The sequence below is a fragment of the Rhodococcus sp. ZPP genome (assembly GCF_017656075.1).
Classification (GTDB): Bacteria; Actinomycetota; Actinomycetes; order Mycobacteriales; family Mycobacteriaceae; genus Rhodococcus_F; species Rhodococcus_F oxybenzonivorans.
The window spans coordinates 2799854-2819235 of sequence record NZ_CP058638.1 but is presented as its reverse complement, the minus strand read 5'-3'; the positions used below and the strand labels follow the sequence as shown (position 1 = coordinate 2819235).

At 66.1% G+C, this 19382-nt stretch carries 21 protein-coding genes, 2 tRNA genes and 2 pseudogenes; 11 read left to right on the top strand and 14 right to left on the bottom strand.

The window, feature by feature from the left end:
- Positions 1-12: 12 nt before the first annotated feature.
- The 4 genes and pseudogenes from HYG77_RS13380 to HYG77_RS13360 form a co-directional block, all read right to left on the bottom strand.
- A pseudogene (locus tag HYG77_RS13380) lies at positions 13-1307 on the bottom strand (TIGR03086 family metal-binding protein).
- 75 nt (positions 1308-1382) lie between these two features.
- Entirely contained in the window at positions 1383-2072 is a 690-nt protein-coding gene (locus HYG77_RS13370) for a hypothetical protein (protein WP_208962892.1), read from the bottom strand.
- Positions 2072-2386: a WXG100 family type VII secretion target gene (locus tag HYG77_RS13365; protein WP_109326134.1), complete on the bottom strand. Its 315-nt coding sequence runs from the start codon at positions 2384-2386 to the stop codon at positions 2072-2074. The genes HYG77_RS13370 and HYG77_RS13365 overlap by 1 nt, the downstream gene beginning before the upstream one ends.
- Positions 2383-2841, bottom strand: coding sequence for a YbaB/EbfC family nucleoid-associated protein (locus HYG77_RS13360; RefSeq protein ID WP_109326136.1), 459 nt, complete (start codon positions 2839-2841; stop codon positions 2383-2385). The genes HYG77_RS13365 and HYG77_RS13360 overlap by 4 nt, the downstream gene beginning before the upstream one ends.
- A 219-nt stretch (positions 2842-3060) precedes the next feature.
- On the opposite strand from HYG77_RS13360, the gene HYG77_RS13355 reads away from it, so the two are divergent.
- Positions 3061-4068 (top strand): alpha/beta hydrolase family protein, encoded by a 1008-nt coding sequence (locus HYG77_RS13355; RefSeq protein ID WP_109326137.1) that lies wholly within the window; start codon positions 3061-3063, stop codon positions 4066-4068.
- Here HYG77_RS13355 and HYG77_RS13350 read toward each other — a convergent pair whose 3' ends face one another.
- Entirely contained in the window at positions 4069-5766 is a 1698-nt protein-coding gene (locus tag HYG77_RS13350; RefSeq protein WP_208962891.1) for a bifunctional UDP-sugar hydrolase/5'-nucleotidase, read from the bottom strand.
- Between the two features lie 90 nt (positions 5767-5856).
- Positions 5857-6933 carry a histidinol-phosphate transaminase gene (gene hisC / locus HYG77_RS13345; protein WP_208962890.1) on the bottom strand — a complete coding sequence of 359 codons (1077 nt, stop codon included), beginning with the start codon at positions 6931-6933 and terminating at the stop codon, positions 5857-5859.
- A 60-nt stretch (positions 6934-6993) separates the two neighbouring features.
- Between hisC and HYG77_RS13340 the strand changes: the two genes are divergently transcribed.
- The 3 genes from HYG77_RS13340 (at position 6994) to HYG77_RS13330 (ending at position 8018) form a co-directional block, all read left to right on the top strand.
- Positions 6994-7719 carry a dienelactone hydrolase family protein gene (locus tag HYG77_RS13340; RefSeq protein WP_109326140.1) on the top strand — a complete coding sequence of 242 codons (726 nt, stop codon included), beginning with the start codon at positions 6994-6996 and terminating at the stop codon, positions 7717-7719.
- A gap of 93 nt (positions 7720-7812) precedes the next feature.
- Positions 7813-7904, top strand: a tRNA-Ser gene (locus HYG77_RS13335).
- A 41-nt stretch (positions 7905-7945) separates the two neighbouring features.
- A tRNA-Arg gene (locus HYG77_RS13330) sits at positions 7946-8018 on the top strand.
- Positions 8019-8085: 67 nt separating this feature from the next.
- Here HYG77_RS13330 and HYG77_RS13325 read toward each other — a convergent pair.
- Positions 8086-8430: a nuclear transport factor 2 family protein gene (locus tag HYG77_RS13325; protein WP_244461302.1), complete on the bottom strand. Its 345-nt coding sequence runs from the start codon at positions 8428-8430 to the stop codon at positions 8086-8088.
- 115 nt (positions 8431-8545) lie between these two features.
- On the opposite strand from HYG77_RS13325, the gene HYG77_RS13320 reads away from it, so the two are divergent.
- Positions 8546-9451 (top strand): LysR family transcriptional regulator, encoded by a 906-nt coding sequence (locus tag HYG77_RS13320; protein ID WP_208962888.1) that lies wholly within the window; start codon positions 8546-8548, stop codon positions 9449-9451.
- A 9-nt stretch (positions 9452-9460) separates the two neighbouring features.
- On the opposite strand, the gene HYG77_RS13315 is transcribed toward HYG77_RS13320, so the two are convergent.
- Positions 9461-9793, bottom strand: a complete 333-nt coding sequence (locus HYG77_RS13315) for an SHOCT domain-containing protein (RefSeq protein ID WP_109326142.1) — start codon at positions 9791-9793, stop codon at positions 9461-9463.
- 24 nt (positions 9794-9817) lie between these two features.
- Entirely contained in the window at positions 9818-10246 is a 429-nt protein-coding gene (locus tag HYG77_RS13310; protein WP_208962887.1) for a DUF6325 family protein, read from the bottom strand.
- Positions 10247-10399: 153 nt separating this feature from the next.
- Here HYG77_RS13310 and HYG77_RS39575 point away from each other — a divergent pair, with 153 nt between their 5' ends.
- From HYG77_RS39575 to HYG77_RS13290, 4 genes are all read left to right on the top strand, one after another.
- On the top strand, positions 10400-10636 hold the full coding sequence (locus HYG77_RS39575) for a hypothetical protein (protein ID WP_244461301.1): 237 nt from the start codon (positions 10400-10402) through the stop codon (positions 10634-10636).
- A gap of 3 nt (positions 10637-10639) precedes the next feature.
- Positions 10640-12208 (top strand): MFS transporter, encoded by a 1569-nt coding sequence (locus tag HYG77_RS13300; RefSeq protein ID WP_109326144.1) that lies wholly within the window; start codon positions 10640-10642, stop codon positions 12206-12208.
- 105 nt (positions 12209-12313) lie between these two features.
- Positions 12314-13621 (top strand): serine hydrolase domain-containing protein, encoded by a 1308-nt coding sequence (locus tag HYG77_RS13295; protein WP_208962886.1) that lies wholly within the window; start codon positions 12314-12316, stop codon positions 13619-13621.
- Positions 13622-13680: 59 nt separating this feature from the next.
- Positions 13681-14487: an NAD(P)H-binding protein gene (locus HYG77_RS13290; RefSeq protein WP_208962885.1), complete on the top strand. Its 807-nt coding sequence runs from the start codon at positions 13681-13683 to the stop codon at positions 14485-14487.
- A 36-nt stretch (positions 14488-14523) separates the two neighbouring features.
- Here the strand turns inward: HYG77_RS13290 and HYG77_RS13285 are convergent.
- The 5 genes and pseudogenes from HYG77_RS13285 to dcm all read right to left on the bottom strand — a co-directional run.
- Positions 14524-14773 (bottom strand): annotated as a pseudogene (locus HYG77_RS13285) (nitroreductase/quinone reductase family protein); the annotation flags it as partial.
- A gap of 65 nt (positions 14774-14838) precedes the next feature.
- The gene (locus tag HYG77_RS13280) at positions 14839-15495 is read right to left on the bottom strand and encodes a class I SAM-dependent methyltransferase (protein ID WP_109326159.1); all 657 of its coding nucleotides are present in this window, start codon (positions 15493-15495) and stop codon (positions 14839-14841) included.
- Between the two features lie 66 nt (positions 15496-15561).
- Positions 15562-15828, bottom strand: a complete 267-nt coding sequence (locus HYG77_RS13275) for a hypothetical protein (RefSeq protein ID WP_230990067.1) — start codon at positions 15826-15828, stop codon at positions 15562-15564.
- A 108-nt stretch (positions 15829-15936) separates the two neighbouring features.
- A complete protein-coding gene (locus HYG77_RS13270) occupies positions 15937-16350 on the bottom strand; it encodes a very short patch repair endonuclease (RefSeq protein WP_208962884.1) in 414 nt (137 codons plus the stop codon).
- Positions 16351-16369: 19 nt separating this feature from the next.
- Positions 16370-17515: a DNA (cytosine-5-)-methyltransferase gene (dcm, locus tag HYG77_RS13265; protein WP_109326161.1), complete on the bottom strand. Its 1146-nt coding sequence runs from the start codon at positions 17513-17515 to the stop codon at positions 16370-16372.
- Between the two features lie 180 nt (positions 17516-17695).
- Here dcm and HYG77_RS13260 point away from each other — a divergent pair, with 180 nt between their 5' ends.
- Both HYG77_RS13260 and HYG77_RS13255 read left to right on the top strand, forming a co-directional pair.
- Positions 17696-18790, top strand: a complete 1095-nt coding sequence (locus HYG77_RS13260) for a hypothetical protein (RefSeq protein ID WP_109326164.1) — start codon at positions 17696-17698, stop codon at positions 18788-18790.
- Positions 18787-19374 (top strand): putative glycolipid-binding domain-containing protein, encoded by a 588-nt coding sequence (locus tag HYG77_RS13255; protein WP_109326165.1) that lies wholly within the window; start codon positions 18787-18789, stop codon positions 19372-19374. Before HYG77_RS13260 ends, HYG77_RS13255 begins: the two co-directional genes overlap by 4 nt.
- The last annotated feature ends 8 nt before the right edge of the window (positions 19375-19382 follow it).

Sequence of the window (19382 nt, the reverse complement as noted above, 5' to 3'; positions counted from 1 at the left end):
TCGGTGAGGAGATCAGGCCGTCGGGAGTGGGCGACCGGTGAAGGCGATCAAACGCTCGAAGGGGTCGGCGGTGTGCTCGGCAGGTACCGGGTCGGCGAATCCGACGGCACCCCGGGCTTCCGGCCGGATGATGGTGTGCGCCAGTCCGAGTACGTACTCGGAGAGTGCAGGATCGACGGTGACGTTCCGGTCGACGGCTGCTGCGAAATCCCAGGCGTGCACCAAGAATTCGATGGACAATATTCCTACGGCGATAGGTGCCGGGACTGTGTTCCCCCCGATGAGCACGGTCCCGTCCAGTCCGCGGCGCCGCCACGCTTCCAATGCCTGTTGGGCTTCGTCGGCGATCCTGGTTTCTACCGGTTTCCCCGGTTCGTCGTCAATCTTCGGACCGGCGGCGGAGCCGATGGTCGTGATCGATCCGGCGAGGTGGTCGGCGAGCTGCGCGACGGTGAACTCGGTGCATACCGTCTGGGCGGACATGTCGTCGGCAGTGAGATCGCGTAGCGCCCGCTGCACGACTGCCAGAGTTGCCTCTGCGCTCGACAATTCGTCGAGAGGCTGCGGGAGCGCCGCCCATTCGTCGGGTCCGGCGTCGCCCACGACGGCGGCTGCGGCGAGGCGATCGAGGTAGTGGGTCCAGCCCTCGGCGTGGCGGGCTGCCTGTTCGTCGCTCAGTCCTTCGTGAACCAGTCGCACCTCGGTTCCGCCTGCGGTAGGAGTGAGGGTCACGGTGACGGTCGAGGTGCCGGGCGGAAGGTCTTCGCTCTCTTCCCAACCCCACGTGAAGACAATTCGCCGACCGGCGTCGACTTCCTGGAATGTTCCTGCGGCCGAGTGTCCGGGCACGACGGTCCAGCGGTATCCGCCGCCCGTTCGGAGATCGACCCGCGCTGCGACCGTCTGCCACCTGCGTAACCGTTCGGGCTCGGTGACGAGTGCGAAGGTGGCGTCCGGGTCGAGCGGAACGACAACGGTTTTGTCGAATGGCATCAGCGGTCTCCTTTGGAAGCTGCTTCCTCGGTGGCGTCCGCGACGAGCCGGTCGAGTTCGTCGATCCAGAACGAATCGAACAGCGTGCGGAGTTGGGCAAGGCCCTGTGGATCGAGCCGGTAGTACCTGAAACGTCCGTCTTTACGTGCGGTGACCAGCCCCGCGTCCATGAGCACCCGAAGATGTTGAGAAATGGCCGACCGGCTCGCGGAAAAGTGCGCCGCAAGCGTGTTGACGGTCTGTTCCCCAGATATCAGCAGATGCATCAAGCGTCTCCGGGTTGGCTCGGCTGCAACTTCCAACTGGTCGAGCACGTCCAATACGTTAGTCGCGGCTAACGCGTTGTGCAATGGGTCACACGGTGCCGATGTCGCCACGAGTCGACCGGATCACCGGTCGGTCGCGGGCTCGTGCACCTCGATCCCGAACTCGCCGAACAGTGCGCTGGTGGCGCCGTCGGTGGCTCCCGTGATCAGTGAGTTCGTGAGCATGCCGACGTCGAATCCGTTTCGGCCGCCGGTCACGATCTGCAGTGCCTGGATTCCGCCGTCGAGCGCGACGCTCTGTGCTGCAGCGACTGCGGCTTGTTCGAGAACCGCAATGATCAGATCCCGAATGATCATGCGGATGGTGACCTGCGTTGCTGCTTCCGCCGCCATTGCACCTGCAGCGCTCACGCCGAGCGTCGGTACCGCTGCAGCGGCCATCGCCACGAGCTCCGCCAGCAATACGGCCAGTGCCGCAATGATCGACAATTTCGCGTACTCGACCTCGATCGCCGTCGACTCGCACATCGCGGACAGGTTCTCGCAGAGTGCCGCGAGATCGTGGAGGGCGCCGGCGTCTCCGCCGTACTTCTGCCAGTGCTGCGACATGGCAGTGGCGATGTCGCCTTCGACGGCGGACAACGCGTCGCGCAGTGCGGCGTCACCGTCCGCCGCGAGGTTCTTCAGCCCCGTGGAGGCTGTGCCCCAGGCGTCGGCGAGTCGGCGCAGTGACGTCTCGTCGGCCGCGGGCCAACTGGAACCGGACGCCAGCCAGGCCACCGGCTTCACGACCTCGGGAAGTTCGATGCCCATCAGAAAGCCTCGCCCAGTCGCCGTGAGAACCGCGTATCCGTTGCTTCGAAAGATTCGGCCGTCGCTCGCATCCCGTCACCGATCGCGGAGAATAGCGCGACGATAGACAAGGCGGCGTGGACCGCTGACTCCGCCGCGGGAACGTAGTGCCGGGCGAATGCCGTCCCATCCTCGTCGGAGCCCCACGCAGTTCTTTCGGCGTCCAGCGTGCTCGTCAGCTCGGTCAGCAGGGCGTCGGCTGTGTCCGCGAGTGCATCGAATCGTGGCGCCACGGTCCGGAGATGGTGAGGGTCGACCCACAGTGCTCGACTCATCGGTCCGCTCCGCGCAGAATCGAGGCGTTCCATCCGGGTTCGTCGGCGGAAGGCGGCGGGTCACCCGGGCGCGGAGCATCCGGCATCAGTTCGGAGAGGGTAGGCAGGTCGGCGCGGGCGTCGAATACGGGTGCCAGGACCTGGGCAGTTCGCTCGCGTACATCCGCCAAGGCCAGACGTGCCGCTTCTGCCATCGAGGACGCCAGCGCCTCGGGGCTGGTGCGCCTGAACGCGTCCGGCGACAGTTCGACCGCCGTCACGTTTCCGCCGGCATCGACGCAGACCCGGACCACTCCGTTGCCCGAGGTACCCGAGCCCTTCGTGCGCTCGACCTCGGACTTGGCCTGGGCCAGGCTGTCGGCCTGCCGTCGCACGGCGTCCAGCATCGAATCGATCTGGTGACGCAATTCTTCGTTGCGGGCACGCAGTTCGTGGCGTGCGGCCTGGTCGACCATCGAGTTCCTCCCCCATGCGGTCAGCTCGGCGTCAGTGCCTGCTCACGAGGTTGGACGCAGCGATCCCGCAATCGGTTCCCCTCGCTCTCATATCGGTCTGGCCACAAGCGCACGCACCCGAATCACACAGCAATCACAAAACCTTTAAGCTCTGCTTGACCGGCCGCACTTTGTACTGTGCAATCGGGATTCACACGGTCCGGGAAGAGGGATTTCTTTATGCGTCGCCTAGCATTCGCTGCTGTCGGAGTGGCAGTGTCACTGACCCTGTCTGGGCCGGCGTTCACTGCTACGGCCGATCCGACGCCTTCTCCGGCGGCCCCCCGGGCGAGCAGTGCTGCCAGTGTCGACAAAATTGTGAAGATCACCCCTACCCGCAGTGCGATCTTCGTGAACTCGCCCGCCATGAACCGGGTGATTCAGGTGCAGGTGCTTCATCCGGCCGGTAGCGGTGCGCGCCCGTCGCTGTATCTGCTCGACGGGGTGAGCGCAGGCGCCGAGTCCGACTTCCGGGAAAGTACCTGGACGCAGAAGACGGACGTGGTCCAGTTCTTCGCCGACAAGAAGGTGAACGTGGTCCTGCCCGTGGGCGGCACCGCGAGCTATTACACCGACTGGCATCTGCCGGACCCCACCCTCGGGGTCAACAAGTGGGAAACCTTCCTCGCTGACGAACTGCCACCGATCATCGATGCCCAGTTCAGCGGAAACGGAACCAACGCAGTTGCCGGCGTGTCCATGGGTGCCATGGGTGCGGCCAACCTCGTGACCCGCCACCCGCACCTCTTCCGTGGCCTCGCCGCCTACAGCGGTTGCCTCGACAACACTCAGCCCAGTTCACGTGATTCGGTCCGCGGCACGGTCGCTTTCAAGGGCGGAAATCCGGCCAACATGTGGGGACCGGACTTCGACCCGGCCTGGGCTGCCCACGACCCGACGGTCAATGCCGAAGCCCTGCGCGGCAAGCAGATCTACATCTCGACGGGTAACGGCCTTCCCGGACCGTACGAGATGGCGACAGGGGGAGACCTGGCCTCGACCATCGCGGTCGGCGGGCCCCTCGAAGCGGCGGCGAACCTCTGCACGCAGACGTTCCAGCAGCGGCTGAACGCGCTCGCCATACCCGCCACCTTCGTCTACCGCAACTCGGGCACGCATTCGTGGCCGTACTGGCAGGACGAGCTCCGCACGTCGTGGCCGGTGCTCAGGGGCGCGCTCGGCATCTGATCAGGGCCGGCCGACCACTGCAATCCGATCGGTTCTCGGAGGTGACACGGGCGAGCCCGCGCCGAGGTAGGTGATGAAGGCGTCGAGATCGCAACCCGCGTGGACAGCCTCCGTGTGGGTGCGGAAGGCATCGAACCCGTCCCCGCCGTCGGCGAGGAACCTGTTGACCGCGACACGGTAGACACCCTCCGGCGACACCGGTTCTCCGTTCACGCGGATATCCGAGATGCGGTCGCCGACAGTCGCCGACCGATCCATCGTGTACGTCAGCGAACTCGACGGCGACAGGATTCGCTCGGTGACGCTGCCATCCCCGCGGGGCTGGAACTGTTGCTCGAGCACGCTGCGGAGGGTGGCGCCCGGAAGCGTCAGAACCTCGAGCGAGTTACCGAACGGCTGGACGGCATACACCTGACCATAGGTGACGGCGTCTCCGACCAGGTCTGCGCGGAGACCGCCGGGATTGGTGAGTGCAACCTGAGCGCCGAACGCTGTTCCGGCGGCCAGCTGGGCATCGGCGACAGCGTTGCCCAGCGGAGACTCGCCGCTGGCGGTCGTCTCCCGGGTGAGGTCGTGCTGCAGCGACGCCACCCACGTTCGACTGACCTCGCCCGCCCGTTCGCCCGCTCGGTCGACAAGCAACCGAGTGTCGGGGTCGGGAGGTATGCCGTGCGTGACCACCTGATTGAACGAGGACGTGCGATCCCGCAGGAGGTCGCGGGTGGCGCGGTCGATCGCCACGTCGACCACCGAGACGATACGGCCGTGCGAGGCGCCCTGCATCAGCACCCGCGGGTTTCCGGCCGGGTCGGGAAAGGTGCAGTTGTACTGCTGGTGCCCGTCGGCCGTGAAGATGACGTCCACCTTCGGGGAGGCGCGCAAGGCCACGTCGTGGGTGCGGCGGGATTCCACGTCGCACTCGTCCGGCCGATTGTCCTGGTCGACTTCGGTCTCTCGGTGCATGAGGAGGGCGACGGCCCGCACCCCGAAGAAGTCGAGTAGGTCTGCCGTCCGGTTCACGGCAGCGAGCTCGTCCGTGAACCGCAGCCCGTCCGCACCACCCGACGTCACCATGTGTGCGGTATCGGCGGGCATCGTCGCGATCACCCCTATCGGGATGCCCTCGACGTAGTTCACCGCGAAAGGCAACGTCGCGGGTGCGCCGTCCTCGAACTGCAGGTTCGCAGCCAACAACGGGAAATTGGCGCCCTCGAACGTGTCGTCGAAACGGCAACCGTCCATGGGGTGACAGCCGCCGCGCTGGAGTCGCAGGAACTCGGCGTACCCCTCGTCGAGCTCGTGATTGCCGATGGCGGAGGCGTCGACGCCCATCCGGTTGAGTAGCTGCACCGTCGGCTCGTCGTGAAAAGCAGCTGATTCGAGAGCTGACGATCCCCAGTTGTCGCCCACCGAGTACAGCAACGAGTGCGGGGATTGACCACGGAGTTGATCGACGTACGCCGCGAGATACGCGGCGCCGCCCGCGGACACCCGTGATCCGTCCGCCTGCTTCACCTCACTACGAACGCCGAGGGGAGGCGTGAGACTGCCGTGCAGGTCGTTGAAGGCGAGGAACCGCAACGACACCGGCGGCTCCTGCGCCTGCACGTCGGGAAGGCCGACGGTCACGGAGGTGGCGAGTGTCAACGACACCGCGGCGGCCACGACAGCACTCCGGACCGCGACGCGATGGCGCATTGTGGGTGGCTCCCTTCGGCAAACCGCATTGAGTCTGCCAAGGGGGAATCACGGGAGCTATACCTGCACGTAACGTTTACATCTCAGGACTTACGCGCGAACACCGACCTTGGCGATCGAGCGAGCCTCCGCGCTCGTCGCGAAGGCAAGGAATGCGTCGTTCTCGTGGGGGTCGCCGATGGTGATCCGCACCCCGTCGTCGCCGTAGGGCCGAAGCAGAACACCCGCTTCTGCGCTGGCCGCGCCGAACGGTCGGGATTCTGTTCCCAGCGGGAGATAGACGAAGTTTGCCGCAGATTCCGGTACGTCATATCCGGCGTCGAGGAGGGCGTCACGGACGCGGTTCCGTTCGGCGACGACGCTGTCGGTGCGGGCGAGCAATTCGTCGGCGGCGGCCAACGATGCGATGGCGGCGGCCTGCGCGACGGTGTTGACGGCGAAAGCGATGTGAACCTTGCCGAGCGCGGTGACGATCGTCCGATCGGCCACGGCGTAACCCACGCGGAGACCCGCCAGCCCGTAGGCCTTCGAGAATGTGCGCAGCACGACGACGTTGGGGCGCCCACGAAACAGCTCGATGCCGTCTGCGTCGGATCTGTTGTACTCGAAGTAGGCCTCGTCGAGTGCCACGACGACACGATCGGGTACGGCGTCGAGGAACCGTTCGAGTTCGGCCTTCGTCAGGGCATTACCCGTCGGGTTGTTCGGATTGCAGACGAAGATCAGGCGCGTGCGGTCGGTGACGGCGGCCGCCATGGCGTCGAGGTCGTGGCCGAGGTCGGCGGTCAGCGGAACCGTCACGGGAACGGCGCCGGCTACCTGGGTCACCACGGGGTACGCCTCGAAGGAGCGCCACGCGAAGATCACCTCGTCACCATCCTGGCAGGTGACTTGAACGAGTTCCTGGCACAGGCTGACCGAACCATTGCCTGCGGCGATGTTGTCGGTGGGGACGCCGAGGTGGCCTGCCAGCGCCTCGATCAAGGCCACGTGACCGTTGTCCGGATACCTGTTGGCGTTGCCCGCTGCTGCCGCGATAGCGTCCCGGACACTCGGCAGCGGACCGAGAGTGGTCTCGTTGCTCGCCAGCTTGATCGCACCCGGAAAGTTCTTACCGGGTACGTAGGCCGGGATCGTGTCGAGGTCTGCCCTTGTTCGCGGAGTCACCAGGCGATTATGCGCCTCCGATCCGGTGCGTCGACGGCCAGTCCGTGCCAAGGTGGGGACATGTCGGGAATCTTCAGGGACACCGCGGTCCTGCAGACGGTCGGCGGCGCACCGGCCGATCCGCAGGCGCGGGTTCCGCTCACCGTGGCAGAGCCGGACGGCCCCGCACGTGGCGCGATTGTGGTGCTGCACGAGTCGCGTGTGTTCAGCGAGCCGCTCCTCGACTTGATGCGCTCACTGGCCGAGGAAGGGTGGGTGGCGGCGGCCCCGCACCTCTTCCACGGTCGTCCCGCGCACAGCGCAACCGAGGTCTTCGGCGAGTCGCTGTTCGCCGACTTCGACGCCACCGTGCACTGGCTGACGAGCCGCGGAGTCCTCTCCGATTGTGTCGGGGTTCTCGGTTTCGACGACGCCGGTACTGCCGCGCTGCTCGTCGCCACCAACCGGCCGATCGGAGCCGCTGTCAGTGTCTCCGCCCGCGGCATCGTCGAGCCGTTGTCGGACGATGCCCCCGCCCTGATCGACGCGGCGCCGTTGCTGCAGGCTCCGTGGCTCGGTTTGTACGGCGAGGACGATCCGTCCACCCCGCCGGAGCACGTCGAGCAGCTGCGGGACGCGACGGGAAAGGCATCGGTTGCGGCCCTCGTCGTCAGCTACGCCGGACTGGCGCACCGGGCGGACGAACCACCCCAGGTGCCCGACGGGCAGGACGACGCCCCCGGCGTCGAGAACATCGTCGACGCTCAACGCAGAATCTTCGACTGGTTCGACAGCAACCTGAGATAGCCCGCTCGCCGCTCTGACCAGCCGTTTTGTCTTGTCGTGGAAAGGTGTGTAATCTTTCGCTCCGGCGGTCCGAAGGGATCGGAACCACCCCAGGGAGGCGTGCCAGAGCGGCCGAATGGGACTCACTGCTAATGAGTTGTCCCTTTTACGAGGGACCGGAGGTTCAAATCCTCTCGCCTCCGCCACGCCGGTGCTAGTTGGCCGGTACAGCTATAACTGAAGACTTGCGCCCGTAGCTCAACGGATAGAGCACTTGACTACGGATCAAGAGGTTAGGGGTTCGAATCCCTTCGGGCGCACAACAGAAACCCCCTCACCATAGTGGTGAGGGGGTTTCTCGTGTCTGCGGTCGTACTCGAGGCGGCGTCAGGCGGTCGGCGGCACGAACTCCGGCTGGTCGAGCAGGCGAAGCCACGACCCGTCGGGCTGGCGACGCACCACTTGGGCGCGCGCCCCCGAACCGTCCTTGGGCGGGGTGGCGGTGAGAGCGATGTCCTCGCTGATCAGGGTGGGTAGGGGAGTTTCCGGCTCGAAGTGCGGCGCATGGGCGAGGACGGATTCCCACAACTGCCGGATCGCCTCGCGGCCGACGGTCCGACTTCCGGGCGGATAGGCCATAACGGCGTTCTCTTCGTACAGTGCCGCGACTCCGGCTGCGTCGCCGGCGTTGCTCCGCTCGACGAACAGGCGGGTCAGGTCCTCGGGTTTCACGGCCTTCTCGTACACAGCAGTCCTCTCGTTCGGATCGTTCGAAGTAATCCCAGCGTCGTGTCCGGAGAAGCGGAAGTCCAACAGATAGTTCTGCTTACTTCTAGAATCAGAGGTTATGGAACTGCGTCAGCTCGAGTACTTCGTCGCCGTGGCAGAAGAGGCCAATTTCACGCGGGCCGCGTTGCGTGTGCATATCAGTCAGTCGGGTATCAGCGCGCAGATTCGCCAACTCGAGCACGACCTCGGGACCACGCTCATCGACCGCTCGACTCGGACGGCCACGTTGACGGCGGCGGGAGAGGCCGCGCTCGTTCATGCGAGGGAGGCACTGGCCGCCGCCGCTGCGGTGCGCAACGCCGTCGACGCCGTGAACCAGCTGGTTCGTGGACGCCTGGTGGTCGGCATGGTCACCGCGTGTACCGTCACCGGTCTGTTCGATGCGTTGGCGACGTTCCACGACGCGCACCCCGGCGTCGAGATCACCCTTCTCGAAGAGAGCTCGGATCAGCTGGTCGATCGAGTCCGTGGCGGCGACATAGACCTGGCACTCGTCGGCACGGCCACCGCACCGCCCGACGGGCTCGAGGCCTTTCCGATCATTCGCGAACGGTTGGTGGCGGCCGTGCCGCCGAATCACCCACTCGCGGGTCGAACCGGCGTGGCACTGACCGAACTCTGCGACCATGCGATCGTATGTATGCCCGCCGGAACAGGAATCCGGACCGTGTTCGACCAGGCGTGTGCCGCGTCGGATATCCGGCCCGATATCGCGTTGCAGGCCAGCGCCCCGGACACGGTCGCGGATCTCGCACTCCGCGGACTCGGGGTCGCAATCCTCAGCGAATCGATGGCCGCGGCCTTCGATGGGCTGACGGCGCTCGTCCTCGACGACGTCGAGATCCCGGCGGTGCTGGCACTGGTGTGGAAAAGTGCTGCGAGTCCTGCAGTTCGCGAACTGGTCAGGCACACCCGACGTGCGTTCGCTGACGCAGAAGTGCCGCAGATTCCCGTGCCGAGGTAGCGGCCGGGCTCACGAGCCCAGTAGTTTCGCCTTCGCTGCGGCGAACTCTTCATCGGTGAGAACGCCGGCATCCTTCAAGCGCGCGAGTTCCTGAATACGCGACACGAGGTCGTCGCCGCCCGCGGAGGTGGGGGCCGGTGGCGGTGCCTGCGCCGCCTGCTGTTCGGCGTATGCCTGCTGGGCAGCCTGGTCGGCGCGAGCCTGTTGCTCCGCATCCTTGTTGGCTGCGCGGCGGTTCATCGCGTTGGACGTCGCCTGTGCAGTGCCGGTGATCACCGCGGTCCTGGCCACCACACCGAGCAGGCCGGGCCGTCCCACACGACGTGGACCTCGAAACACCATGTGCGTACTCCGTTCTCTGAGATGTCAGGTCGCCGCGGCGATCGCGGCCTCGACCACGTCGCGGGGAATGTGCAGATGGAGCGCCACCTCGCCGCCGGCTTCACGGGAAGCGGCGGCCAGCTTGCGCGCCCACGTCTGCTCGTACACCAAGGCAACCGCCGACGTGCCCGGTTCGAGTGATTCGCGGACCACATCGAGGTCTTCGTCGCTGATGAGCTCCTTGGCTTCGATGGACAATGCGGCGAGACCGACATTGTCGAGCTCTTCGGCAACCTCCACCTGTCGCAGCGTCCCGTCCTCCGACTTGGCGAGGAAGACGAGGTCGAGGATGGTGACGGTGCCCCGCTCGACGAGCTCTCGGAACGACTCGATCACCGCGGGGTCGGCTCGATCCCCAGGGAATGTCAGGAACAGGAACGCGACCGGTCCGACGTCAGCAGCTGTATTCGTCATGTCTCTCCCTGTGCCGGGGATGTTCTGATATCGATGATCGCGACAGGCGGCAGGGTGCGCATCATCCACGACGGGTGATGTCGGCAGGCCCGGCCTCTGCGAGGCTCGTCGATAGCGTTGTCGGATGAAATGCCGGAAGAGACGGGGTGGTGCATGCCTTCACTCGGTGCCTCAGCGTTCGTGGCGCTGATCATCGCAGTGCGGTCAGTGCCAGTGTTCGTCGCGGGAAGATTCGACCACGGGGCCGCCCGCAACGAACCACCGTTCACCGTCCGTGAACGCACTCGGCCGGCGCTGTACGCCGGCACCGGACTGCCCGGGACCGGGCCGGTCGGGCCCGCCGAGGCGACCGACCGTGCAACGACGAGTGACGACAAACCGAGGAGCTGACCGGTGACCAGAACCGCATCGACACAGGCGCCGGCCCGGGCAACGCTTATCCTGGCGACACTGATACTCGTTGCCGCCGTAGCGAACTTGAATCTTTCGGTGGCCAATGTCGCGTTGCCCGACATCGGTCGCGCCTTCGATGCGAGTCAAACCCAGCTGAACCTGGTCGCGGTGGCGTACTCCTTGGGTCTGGCGGCCTCGGTGCTCTATCTCGGTGCGCTCGGCGACCGGTACGGGCGCAAGCAGATGCTGGTGCTGGGAATGGCGCTGTCATTGCCGGCGTCGGCGATTGCCGGGTTCGCGGGCAGTGTCGAAATACTGTTTCTCGCACGCGTTCTCGGAGGGATCTCCGCGGGTCTCGCCTTCCCCACCACGCTGGCCATCATCACAGCCCTGTGGTCGGGTCCACCGCGCACCAAGGCCATCGCACTGTGGTCGGCTCTCGGCGGGGCGATCTCGTCGCTCGGCCCGATCGTGTCGGGCGCGCTCCTCGAGCACTTTCACTGGGGCTCGGTGTTTTTCGTGACGCTTCCCCTCGCCGGCCTCGCTCTCGTCTGCGCCGCCGTCTGGGTGCCCGCCCACGTCAACGAGACCACCGACCCGGTCGACAACCTCGGCGGTGTCATTTCGGTGGTCTTCATCGCAGCGCTCATCCTCGCGATCAACTTCGCGCCGGTCGACGGCGCCGGGGCGACGGCCATCGGGCTGGGCGTGATCGCCTTGGCGGCCGGTGCGGCGTTCTTCCTGCAGCAGCGTCGCGCGGCGCACCCGTTGTTCGACCTCCACGTGGCGGCGAGGCCCACATTCTGGGTCGCCGCCGTGGGCGGGGTGATCGTGTTCGGTGCGCTGATGGGGGCCATGTTCATCGGACAGCAGTTCCTGCAGAATGTCCTCGGGTACTCCACGCTGGCTGCGGGATCTGCGATCATTCCGGCCGCTGTCGCGATGGTGATCGTGGCGCCCCGTTCGGCGAAACTCGTCGAATCGCGTGGTGCGCGCTTCACCCTCCTGCTCGGATACCTGTTCGTGGTCCTCGGGTTACTCGTCGCATTGTTGTTGTGGAACGAGAACGCCCATTACCTCGAGGTGGGGGTGGCGTACGCGTTCGTCGGAATCGGTGTCGGGTTCGCGGGCACGCCGGCGTCGCGTTCGCTCACCGGATCGGTGCCGGTGTCGCGGGCGGGGATGGCGTCCGGCACCTCCGACCTTCAGCGTGACCTCGGCGGTGCGATCATGCAGTCGATTCTCGGCGCGGTACTCACCGCCGGGTACGCCAAGTCGCTGTCGTCGGCGATCGCGGCGTCACCTGATGCGAGTCAGGTGACGCCCGAAACGCAAGCGGCGCTGACGAAGTCGTATTCCAGTGCAGAAGTGCTGGCCGAACGGTATCCGCAATACGCGGACCAGATCATCGCTGCCGCCCGCAACGCCTTTCTCGACGGGGACACCAAGGCGTACCTCGCCGCAATCCTGGTGGTGGGCGCGGGCGCTGTGGTGGTGTTCTTCTTCTATCCGCACCGGGAGGAGGAGAAGCGATTGATGGCGGAGTACGCGGAACAGCGCGGCACATAGGACGCATGTACCTTTCGGCGCGGTGGAAGCGTCGAAAGGTACATTCGCCCGGTGTCAGCGGGGTAAATTCCCGACAATCGGCACATCGACGAGGGGACCAGCACGATGACAGCTCGGGTCGTGACCAAGGCGAATCGTAAGCGAGGGCTGGTCGCGGCCGCGGCCGTGCTGCTGGTCGCCACGGCAGCGTGCTCGGACGACTCCTCCACCGGATCGACCACGTCGGTGACGCAGACGACGCAGGCGGGCACGTCGGCGGCCGGGGATGGCACGCAGATCGATTCCGCTGTCGCGCAGCGTCTCGACGAGGCCATCGAGAATACGATGGCGAGGGCCTCGATACCCGGGGTGATGGTCGGAGTATGGGGCGCCGACGGCAACTACGTGAAAGCGTTCGGTGTTGCCGACAAGTCATCGGGAGCCCCGATGGAAACCGACTTCTACAGCAGAATTGGCAGTGTGACAAAGACTTTCACTGTCACCGGCGTACTGCAGTTGGTCGACGAGGGAAAGGTCGGCCTCGACGACCCCATCGGGAAGTACATCGACGGTGTTCCCCTGGGGGATCAAATCACGATCCGCCAGCTGGCGCGGATGCAGAGCGGATTGGCGAATTACTCGGCCAGCGAGGACTTCCAAAAGGCCCTGATCGCCGACCCGAAAGCGAACTTCACGCCCCAGCAGCTGCTCGACTACGCATACGCACAGCCCGCGACCTTCCCGCCGGGGCAGGGATTCGAGTACTCCAACACCAACACGACGCTGCTGGGACTGGTCGTCGAAAAGGTCAGTGGAATGTCGCTTGCCGACTATGTGACGCAGAAGATCATCGACCCGCTCGAGATGGCCGACACGAGCTTCCCGAACTCGAACGCCATCCCCGAACCGCATCCGCAGGGCTACACCGAGCAAACGGCGGACGGCAAGGAAACAACGGCCACCGACTGGAACCCGTCCTGGGGGTGGGCCGCGGGTGCCATGATCTCCACCCTCGAGGACCTGCACATCTGGGCCCCCGCGTTGGCCACGGGAACGCTGCTGCAACCGGCGACCCAGGAGCAGCGACTGCAGACGGTGACCGCGCCGGGTCTGTCGACCGATGTCGGGTACGGCCTGGGCATCTTCGACATCGCCGGCTGGATCGGGCACAACGGCAGCATCCCCGGCTATCAGACGGTCAGCGTGTATCTGCCGGAGAAGGAAATGACGCTCGCGATCATGATCAACACCGACGTCCCCTACGAGGGCAGCGAGCCGAGTACAGCGCTGGCTACTGCCATTACGGAGATCATCTCACCCGATCACGTCTACCGGTTGCGCGCCGACGTGCAGGATCCCAGTGCCACGTCTACGCCCTCGACTACGCCGGGGACGCCGCAGCCGTCGACGTCCGCCCCGGCTCCCACCAGCTGATCGCAACCACGACACCGAGATCCCCGGACCCGTCGTCCGCCGGCGCGTACGGTGGTGCCGTGACGATTCTGGTGACCGGGGCTACCGGGAACATCGGCAGGATGCTCGTCGATCATCTCCTCGCGCGGGGTGCGACCGATGTCCGGGCACTGACCAACCATCCAGAGAAGGCGCACCTGCCCGAGGGAGTCGAGGTCGCGCACGGCTATCTCCGTAGGCTCGACACCCTTCCCGCCGCATTCGACGGCGTCGAGTCCGTGTATCTGGCGCCGACACCAGACACGGTCGAGGATGTGCTCACCGTGGCGACGCGTGCCGGAGTCCGACACGTCGTCGACCTGTCCGGTCCGCACGACGGACATTGGGGTGACGTGGCGCGGGCGGTCGAGGCGTCCGGCATACCGTGGACCCACCTGTGGCCCGGCGAATTCATGGAAAACGCAGGAATACTCGCGCCGCAGATCAAGGACACCGGGGTGGTTCGCGAGCCGTTCCCGACGGCGGGCAATGCCCCCATCGCCATGGACGACATTGCCGAGGTGGCGGCGGTGACGCTGCTCGAGGACGGACACATCGGCAAGTCGTACGAGCTGACGGGTCCGGAGACGTTACTTCGCGCGGAGCTGGTTCGCCGGCTGGGTGCGGCCCTCGGCCGCAACATCGAGTACCGGCAGGTCTCGTTCGAGGAGGCGGTCGAAGTCCTCACCCCCGCGATGGGCGAGTACGCGCGGTGGTATCTCGAAGGCATGGCGACCCTCGTCGACCATCCCCAGCAGTCCAATTCTGTATTCGAGGACATCGTCGGCCGACCGGCCACCACCTTCACCCGGTGGGCGGCGGAGCACGTCCACGAGTTCGGCGGATAAGTATCTGGGATCCCGATCGGTTGTCCCGTCACCGGATCAGCGTGAGGGGGTAAGAGTCACAACGGATATGGGGCGCATCGTCTTTTTCTGGCAGTCGCTGTAGCGGCGTTCATGGTGGCCCACATGCGGTCGTAGTCGGGATCGCCGGGCAGATAGTCGGCACCGGCCATAGGTCAATGCAGACGTTCGGGGCGCACCCGACTTGCAACCCACCGTGTGCAACAACAGAGTCGGCACACCGAAACAGCAGACGATGGCCGAGCCATCCGCCGCATTGACGAACAAGTCGGCCATCGTTCCTCGTTCCGGGGCAAGGGAGCTACATATTGCCCCGCAGTAGAGGGACGGCGGTCAGTGACGCCGGACGGCGTGCAGGACCGCGTCCTTGATGGTGACGAGGTTTCCGTCCGGGTCGGTGATCTCGCGCGCCGGGGCCGCGCACACGAGAATTTCCCAGTTCTCGGGGTCCAGCACGGCGGCCACCTGTTCGGCGGTGAACATGATGTCCGGCACATCGGGCCTGCCCACCGAGGCGTGCATATCGGTGGGGTGATGACCCACGATCAGCAGGTGTCCGCCTGGCCGCACGGCCGCGGCCAGGCGACGGTGCAGCTCGCCGCGGGCCGGCTCCGGCAGTTGCATGAATTGCGCGGACACCAGATCGAACTGTCCGGCGGGCGGCTCCCACGATCGAATGTCGACCTGCTGCCACGTGGTGTGGTCCGCGATCGCAGCGCCGGCCTCTGCTGCCTGTGCGGCGGCGCGCTCGAGCGCCACGGTCGATACGTCGACTCCCGTGGCGTCCCAGCCGTTCGAGGCCAGCCAGATGACGTCCGCCCCCTCGCCGCACCCGACGTCCAGAGCGCGGCCCGGGGTCAGCGTCGCTGTCTGTTCCACCAGGCGCTGGTTGGGGTTCCCGCTCCACACCGCGCCGGTCGAGCTGTACCGCTCGTCCCAGAACTCTTGGCTGTAGAAATCGCTGGGGTCGTGCTCATGTACGTGCGTCATGGCTCCACTGTGCGGGCACCCGGCGCTAGATGAAAGTTATGTTGCCGAACCGGCAAGGCGCGGCGACTACGAGGCCTGGAACGTGAAGATGCGGCAACCGCTCATGTTCGCCGAAGAGGCGACCCCGTCGGCGCGCGCGTAGTCGCCCTTGGCCGACAGGTTGTTGGCGAGTGCTGCCTGATCGTCACAGAAAGCCTGATCCGCCGGGTCGGTCACGGGATTGCTGATGTAGGTGTCGCCCGGTGCGGCCGCCGCGAACGGGCCGACACCGAACAGAGGTACGGCAGCCGCTGCGAGCGCAATGGAGGCCGCCGCGAAGAACTGGCGGATCATGATGCTCCTCCGGGAGTAAGGCGTGGGATTTTTCCGATGACCCCATCCTGCACCGAACTTTCCCGGGCAGCCATACCCCCGAGGGTGCAAAATTTCGCATCGAGTGGTTCAGGGCAGTTCGACGGTGCCCAAAGCCTCTTGCACGCGGTCGGCGGCCTCGATGGGGTCCTCGTGCTCCCAGATGCGCACCACCGTCCAGCCGGACTCGATGAGGCGAGCATCGGTATCTCGGTCGCGGGTGACGTTCCCGGCGAGTTTGTCGGCCCACCACTGGGCGTTGTTCTTCGGGAAGGTGGCGTGCTTCGGGCAGCTGTGCCAGAAACAGCCGTCCACGTACACCGCCACCTTGCGGCGTGGAAACACGAGATCGGCGCGTCGCCTGATGCCCTTCATCGGGGCCCGGTCCACGAAGTATCGGACCCCGCGGCGGTGCAGCTCCCGCCGCAACCCCAATTCGGGAGCGGTATCTCGCCGCCGCTGCGCCCGCATCCGGGCGCTGGTGGCGGGATCGGTGGAGGGCATGGCGAACGCCTGGTGTCCGTCAGGCCGCAGCCTGCGGAAACCCGCCCATACGGTCGAGATGACTTTCGACGTCGTCGATGAAGCCCGGAATGAAACGCAGGTTGCCCATCCGCGCCCGTTTGAGGAAACCTGCGGTCGCGCGGGCGGACAACAGCCGGGTGTCCTCGAGAAACCCGCTGAGATCCTCGTAGGGTTCTTGGACCGGCCACGTCGACATGTGCACCCGAAATGCCTGCCGGTTCATCCCCCACGCCGCAGCGGGCCACGCGTCGCCGGGATTCAGGGGAGTCTCGACGCTGCGCTCGTAGGCGTCCGGCGCCACCAGACGTCCACCCACCCACGACGCCATCCGCACGCTCACGGCGTTGCCGACCAGTTTCCACCGATTGCTGTTGCGCAGGCCCGGGACGAGCGCGGCCGGAGCGGTCCAGTCGGGATCGAATCCCTGGAGCCGTTCGGCGTCGATCAGCCCCGGAGTGACGATTTCGCCCGACGGCAACCGCACGGCCGGTGGACTGGCGATCCCGACGGAAGAGCCACCTTTGAGCGTCGGGACCGCATTGACCGCCCAGCCGAGTCCACGGGTGCCCTCGGTCCAGTAGAAGCCGCAGGGATAGTCGGCCGGATCACCCACCGGGCGCTCCCCGGCATCCTCACCGAACAGCACCGGACGAGGGTCGTCGGTACGCGAAGCGAGCATCAGGACCCGCTGACGTCGCTGCGGAAGTCCGAAGGCCCGGGCATCGACCACCCGGTACGCCCACATGTACCCGAGGTCCTCGAGGGCGTCGGTGATATGCCTCATAGCGGCGCCCCGACCGAGCTGCAACATGAACGGAACGTTCTCGATGAGCAGCCAGCGGGGACCCTTGCGGCGTTTGACCAGTCGGAACACCTCGTCCACCAGACTCGAACGCGAGCCGGTGATCCCGGCCGTCCGCCCCGCCTGGGACAGGTCCTGGCAGGGGAAACCGGCGGCGACCAATTCGATGTCCTGGGGGAGTGACCGCAGCTTCGTGACGTCGGAATGCACCGGCACATCCTGGAATCGGGTACGCAGAACCGCCTGGGCGCCCGGATCGATCTCACAGAGCAGTTCGGTGTTCCAGCCGTGCTCTCGGAGACCCAACTCGAGCCCGCCGATACCGGCGAACAGGCCCACCATGCTCCCGGTTGACGTCACGGCACCCTTCCTCACGAACCAGTCACCCGAGAACGTTACTCGAGATCTGCACCGACTTTGACCAACGACCCGTGAGTACTTGTTAACAGCGGGGCGTTAACAAGTACTCACGGGTGGCGGAGCCACCTAGACTTCGGGTGGGTGGGCACGCAGGGAGGCGCGATGATTCCCGGGTTTCGCGAGAGGTCGCTGTTTCTGCGCGACGCCCAGGGCAGCGGTCTCGTCGAGGCGTTCGTCATCATCGGCATCCTCACGATCCTGCTCACCCGCGCCTACTTGCACCTGACGGGCTATCCCCAGGTCGGCGGGTCCTCTCTGCACATCGCGCATGTGCTCTGGGGCGGGCTCGGCATGATCGTGGCTCTGGTGACGGTGTTCTCGTTCCTCGGCCGGAAACCGCGCATGGTGGCCGTCGTCGTGGGCGGCATCGGTTTCGGCTTGTTCCTCGACGAGATCGGCAAGTTCGTCACCAAGACCAACGACTACTTCTACCGCCCGTCCGTCGCCATCATGTACGTGGTGATCGTGGTGTTGCTGCTGCTCAATCGGTGGCTGCACGACGTGCGCCCGCCCACCGTCACCGAAGACGTCGCCAACGCGGCCGCCATCGCCCTCGGCGGCCTCGACCGCGGGCTGGACCGGGTGCGGCGAGAGCAGGCCCTCGCTCAGCTCCGGCGCGCGGGGGAGGCGGGGGCGGATGCGTCGACAGTCGCGTGCGTTGCCGATCTGCTCGACCGCTGTCCCGATCGGCAAGGCCGAGTGGTGCCGTCGGTGCGCGAACTCGCGCGACGTGCGACACCCGAGTTCGCGAAGGGCCCGGGAATGCTGTGGACGGCTGCGGTCGGGCTGACCGTCTTCTCCACGCTCGGTCTGATCAGCGCAGTGATCACCCTCGACGACGACCTGCGCGGCGCAGGAGCGGACATCACCACCGTCGGTCAGCTCGTCGGTTCGGCCATCGCATTCGTGCTGTGCTGGAGCGCGACGGTGCGACTGCGCAACGGCAAGATGTGGCCGTTGCAGTTCCTGCGGTCCGCGGCGCTCGTCACCGTGCTGCTCACGGAGGTCTTCGATTTCGTGGCCCAAGAATTCGGCGCGCTGCTCAACGTGGCCGTCGGACTGGGCGCCCTGATCGTGTTCTCCGCGCGCATCGCGGCGATGGATCGGGCCCGTGCAGCCGACCTCGGCAACTCTGCTGCAACGAAACTCGGCCCATTGCCACCCCGCGAGCCGTCGTCGATTACCGTAGACAGGTGAGCATCCAAGACTCCGGTGCCCCGTCCTGGCCTGCAGTACTGACGTGGCGGGCGGAAAACGCACCCCGTATGGAATCTGTGCGTGTCCAGCTCAGCGGTGACCGCATCAAGGCTGCCGGCCGCATCATCGGCGGCGCATGTCCCGAGCACCCCGCGTTCAGCGCCTCCTACGACCTCGTCACCGACGAAAGCGGCGTCACCCGCCGGCTGTCGTTGCGCACCTCTGTCGCCGCAGGTGAGCGGCAGATGTCGATCAGCCGCGACGAGGAAGGCACGTGGATGGTGCAGCACGGTGCCCAACATCAGCGCTCCACATTCGACGGTGCCCTCGACGTGGACATGGTGCTCAGCCCCTTCTTCAACACTCTGCCGATCCGGCGGTACGGGATGCACCTCGGCTCCGAGGACATTCAGGTGCCCGTCGTCTACGTCAACCTCCTCGACCTCCGGGTCGAGGGCGCCATCCTCACCTACAGCAGCGGTCCGGACGGGATTCACGTCCTGTCTCCGGTGTCCAGCTCGTCGGTCACCGTCGACGCCGAAGGGCTCATCCTCAACTACCCGGGGCTGGCGGAACGGATTTAGGCGCCTCG

Excerpts from the sequence above, each read along its gene's own strand:
- HYG77_RS13370 (WP_208962892.1), bottom strand. The coding sequence starts at position 2,072 with ATGGGCATCGAACTTCCCGAGGTCGTGAAGCCGGTGGCCTGGCTGGCG.
- dcm (WP_109326161.1), bottom strand. The coding sequence starts at position 17,515 with ATGGTGGGCCTGTTCGCCGGTATCGGCGGGCTCGAGTTGGGTCTCCGA.
- HYG77_RS13260 (WP_109326164.1), top strand. The coding sequence starts at position 17,696 with ATGATTCCCGGGTTTCGCGAGAGGTCGCTGTTTCTGCGCGACGCCCAG.
- HYG77_RS13355 (WP_109326137.1), top strand. The coding sequence starts at position 3,061 with ATGCGTCGCCTAGCATTCGCTGCTGTCGGAGTGGCAGTGTCACTGACC.
- HYG77_RS13360 (WP_109326136.1), bottom strand. The coding sequence starts at position 2,841 with ATGGTCGACCAGGCCGCACGCCACGAACTGCGTGCCCGCAACGAAGAA.
- HYG77_RS13365 (WP_109326134.1), bottom strand. The coding sequence starts at position 2,386 with ATGAGTCGAGCACTGTGGGTCGACCCTCACCATCTCCGGACCGTGGCG.
- HYG77_RS13315 (WP_109326142.1), bottom strand. The coding sequence starts at position 9,793 with ATGGTGTTTCGAGGTCCACGTCGTGTGGGACGGCCCGGCCTGCTCGGT.
- HYG77_RS13320 (WP_208962888.1), top strand. The coding sequence starts at position 8,546 with ATGGAACTGCGTCAGCTCGAGTACTTCGTCGCCGTGGCAGAAGAGGCC.
- HYG77_RS13310 (WP_208962887.1), bottom strand. The coding sequence starts at position 10,246 with ATGACGAATACAGCTGCTGACGTCGGACCGGTCGCGTTCCTGTTCCTG.
- HYG77_RS13295 (WP_208962886.1), top strand. The coding sequence starts at position 12,314 with ATGACAGCTCGGGTCGTGACCAAGGCGAATCGTAAGCGAGGGCTGGTC.
- HYG77_RS13340 (WP_109326140.1), top strand. The coding sequence starts at position 6,994 with ATGTCGGGAATCTTCAGGGACACCGCGGTCCTGCAGACGGTCGGCGGC.
- HYG77_RS39575 (WP_244461301.1), top strand. The coding sequence starts at position 10,400 with ATGCCTTCACTCGGTGCCTCAGCGTTCGTGGCGCTGATCATCGCAGTG.
- HYG77_RS13280 (WP_109326159.1), bottom strand. The coding sequence starts at position 15,495 with ATGACGCACGTACATGAGCACGACCCCAGCGATTTCTACAGCCAAGAG.
- HYG77_RS13275 (WP_230990067.1), bottom strand. The coding sequence starts at position 15,828 with ATGATCCGCCAGTTCTTCGCGGCGGCCTCCATTGCGCTCGCAGCGGCT.
- HYG77_RS13270 (WP_208962884.1), bottom strand. The coding sequence starts at position 16,350 with ATGCCCTCCACCGATCCCGCCACCAGCGCCCGGATGCGGGCGCAGCGG.
- HYG77_RS13350 (WP_208962891.1), bottom strand. The coding sequence starts at position 5,766 with ATGCGCCATCGCGTCGCGGTCCGGAGTGCTGTCGTGGCCGCCGCGGTG.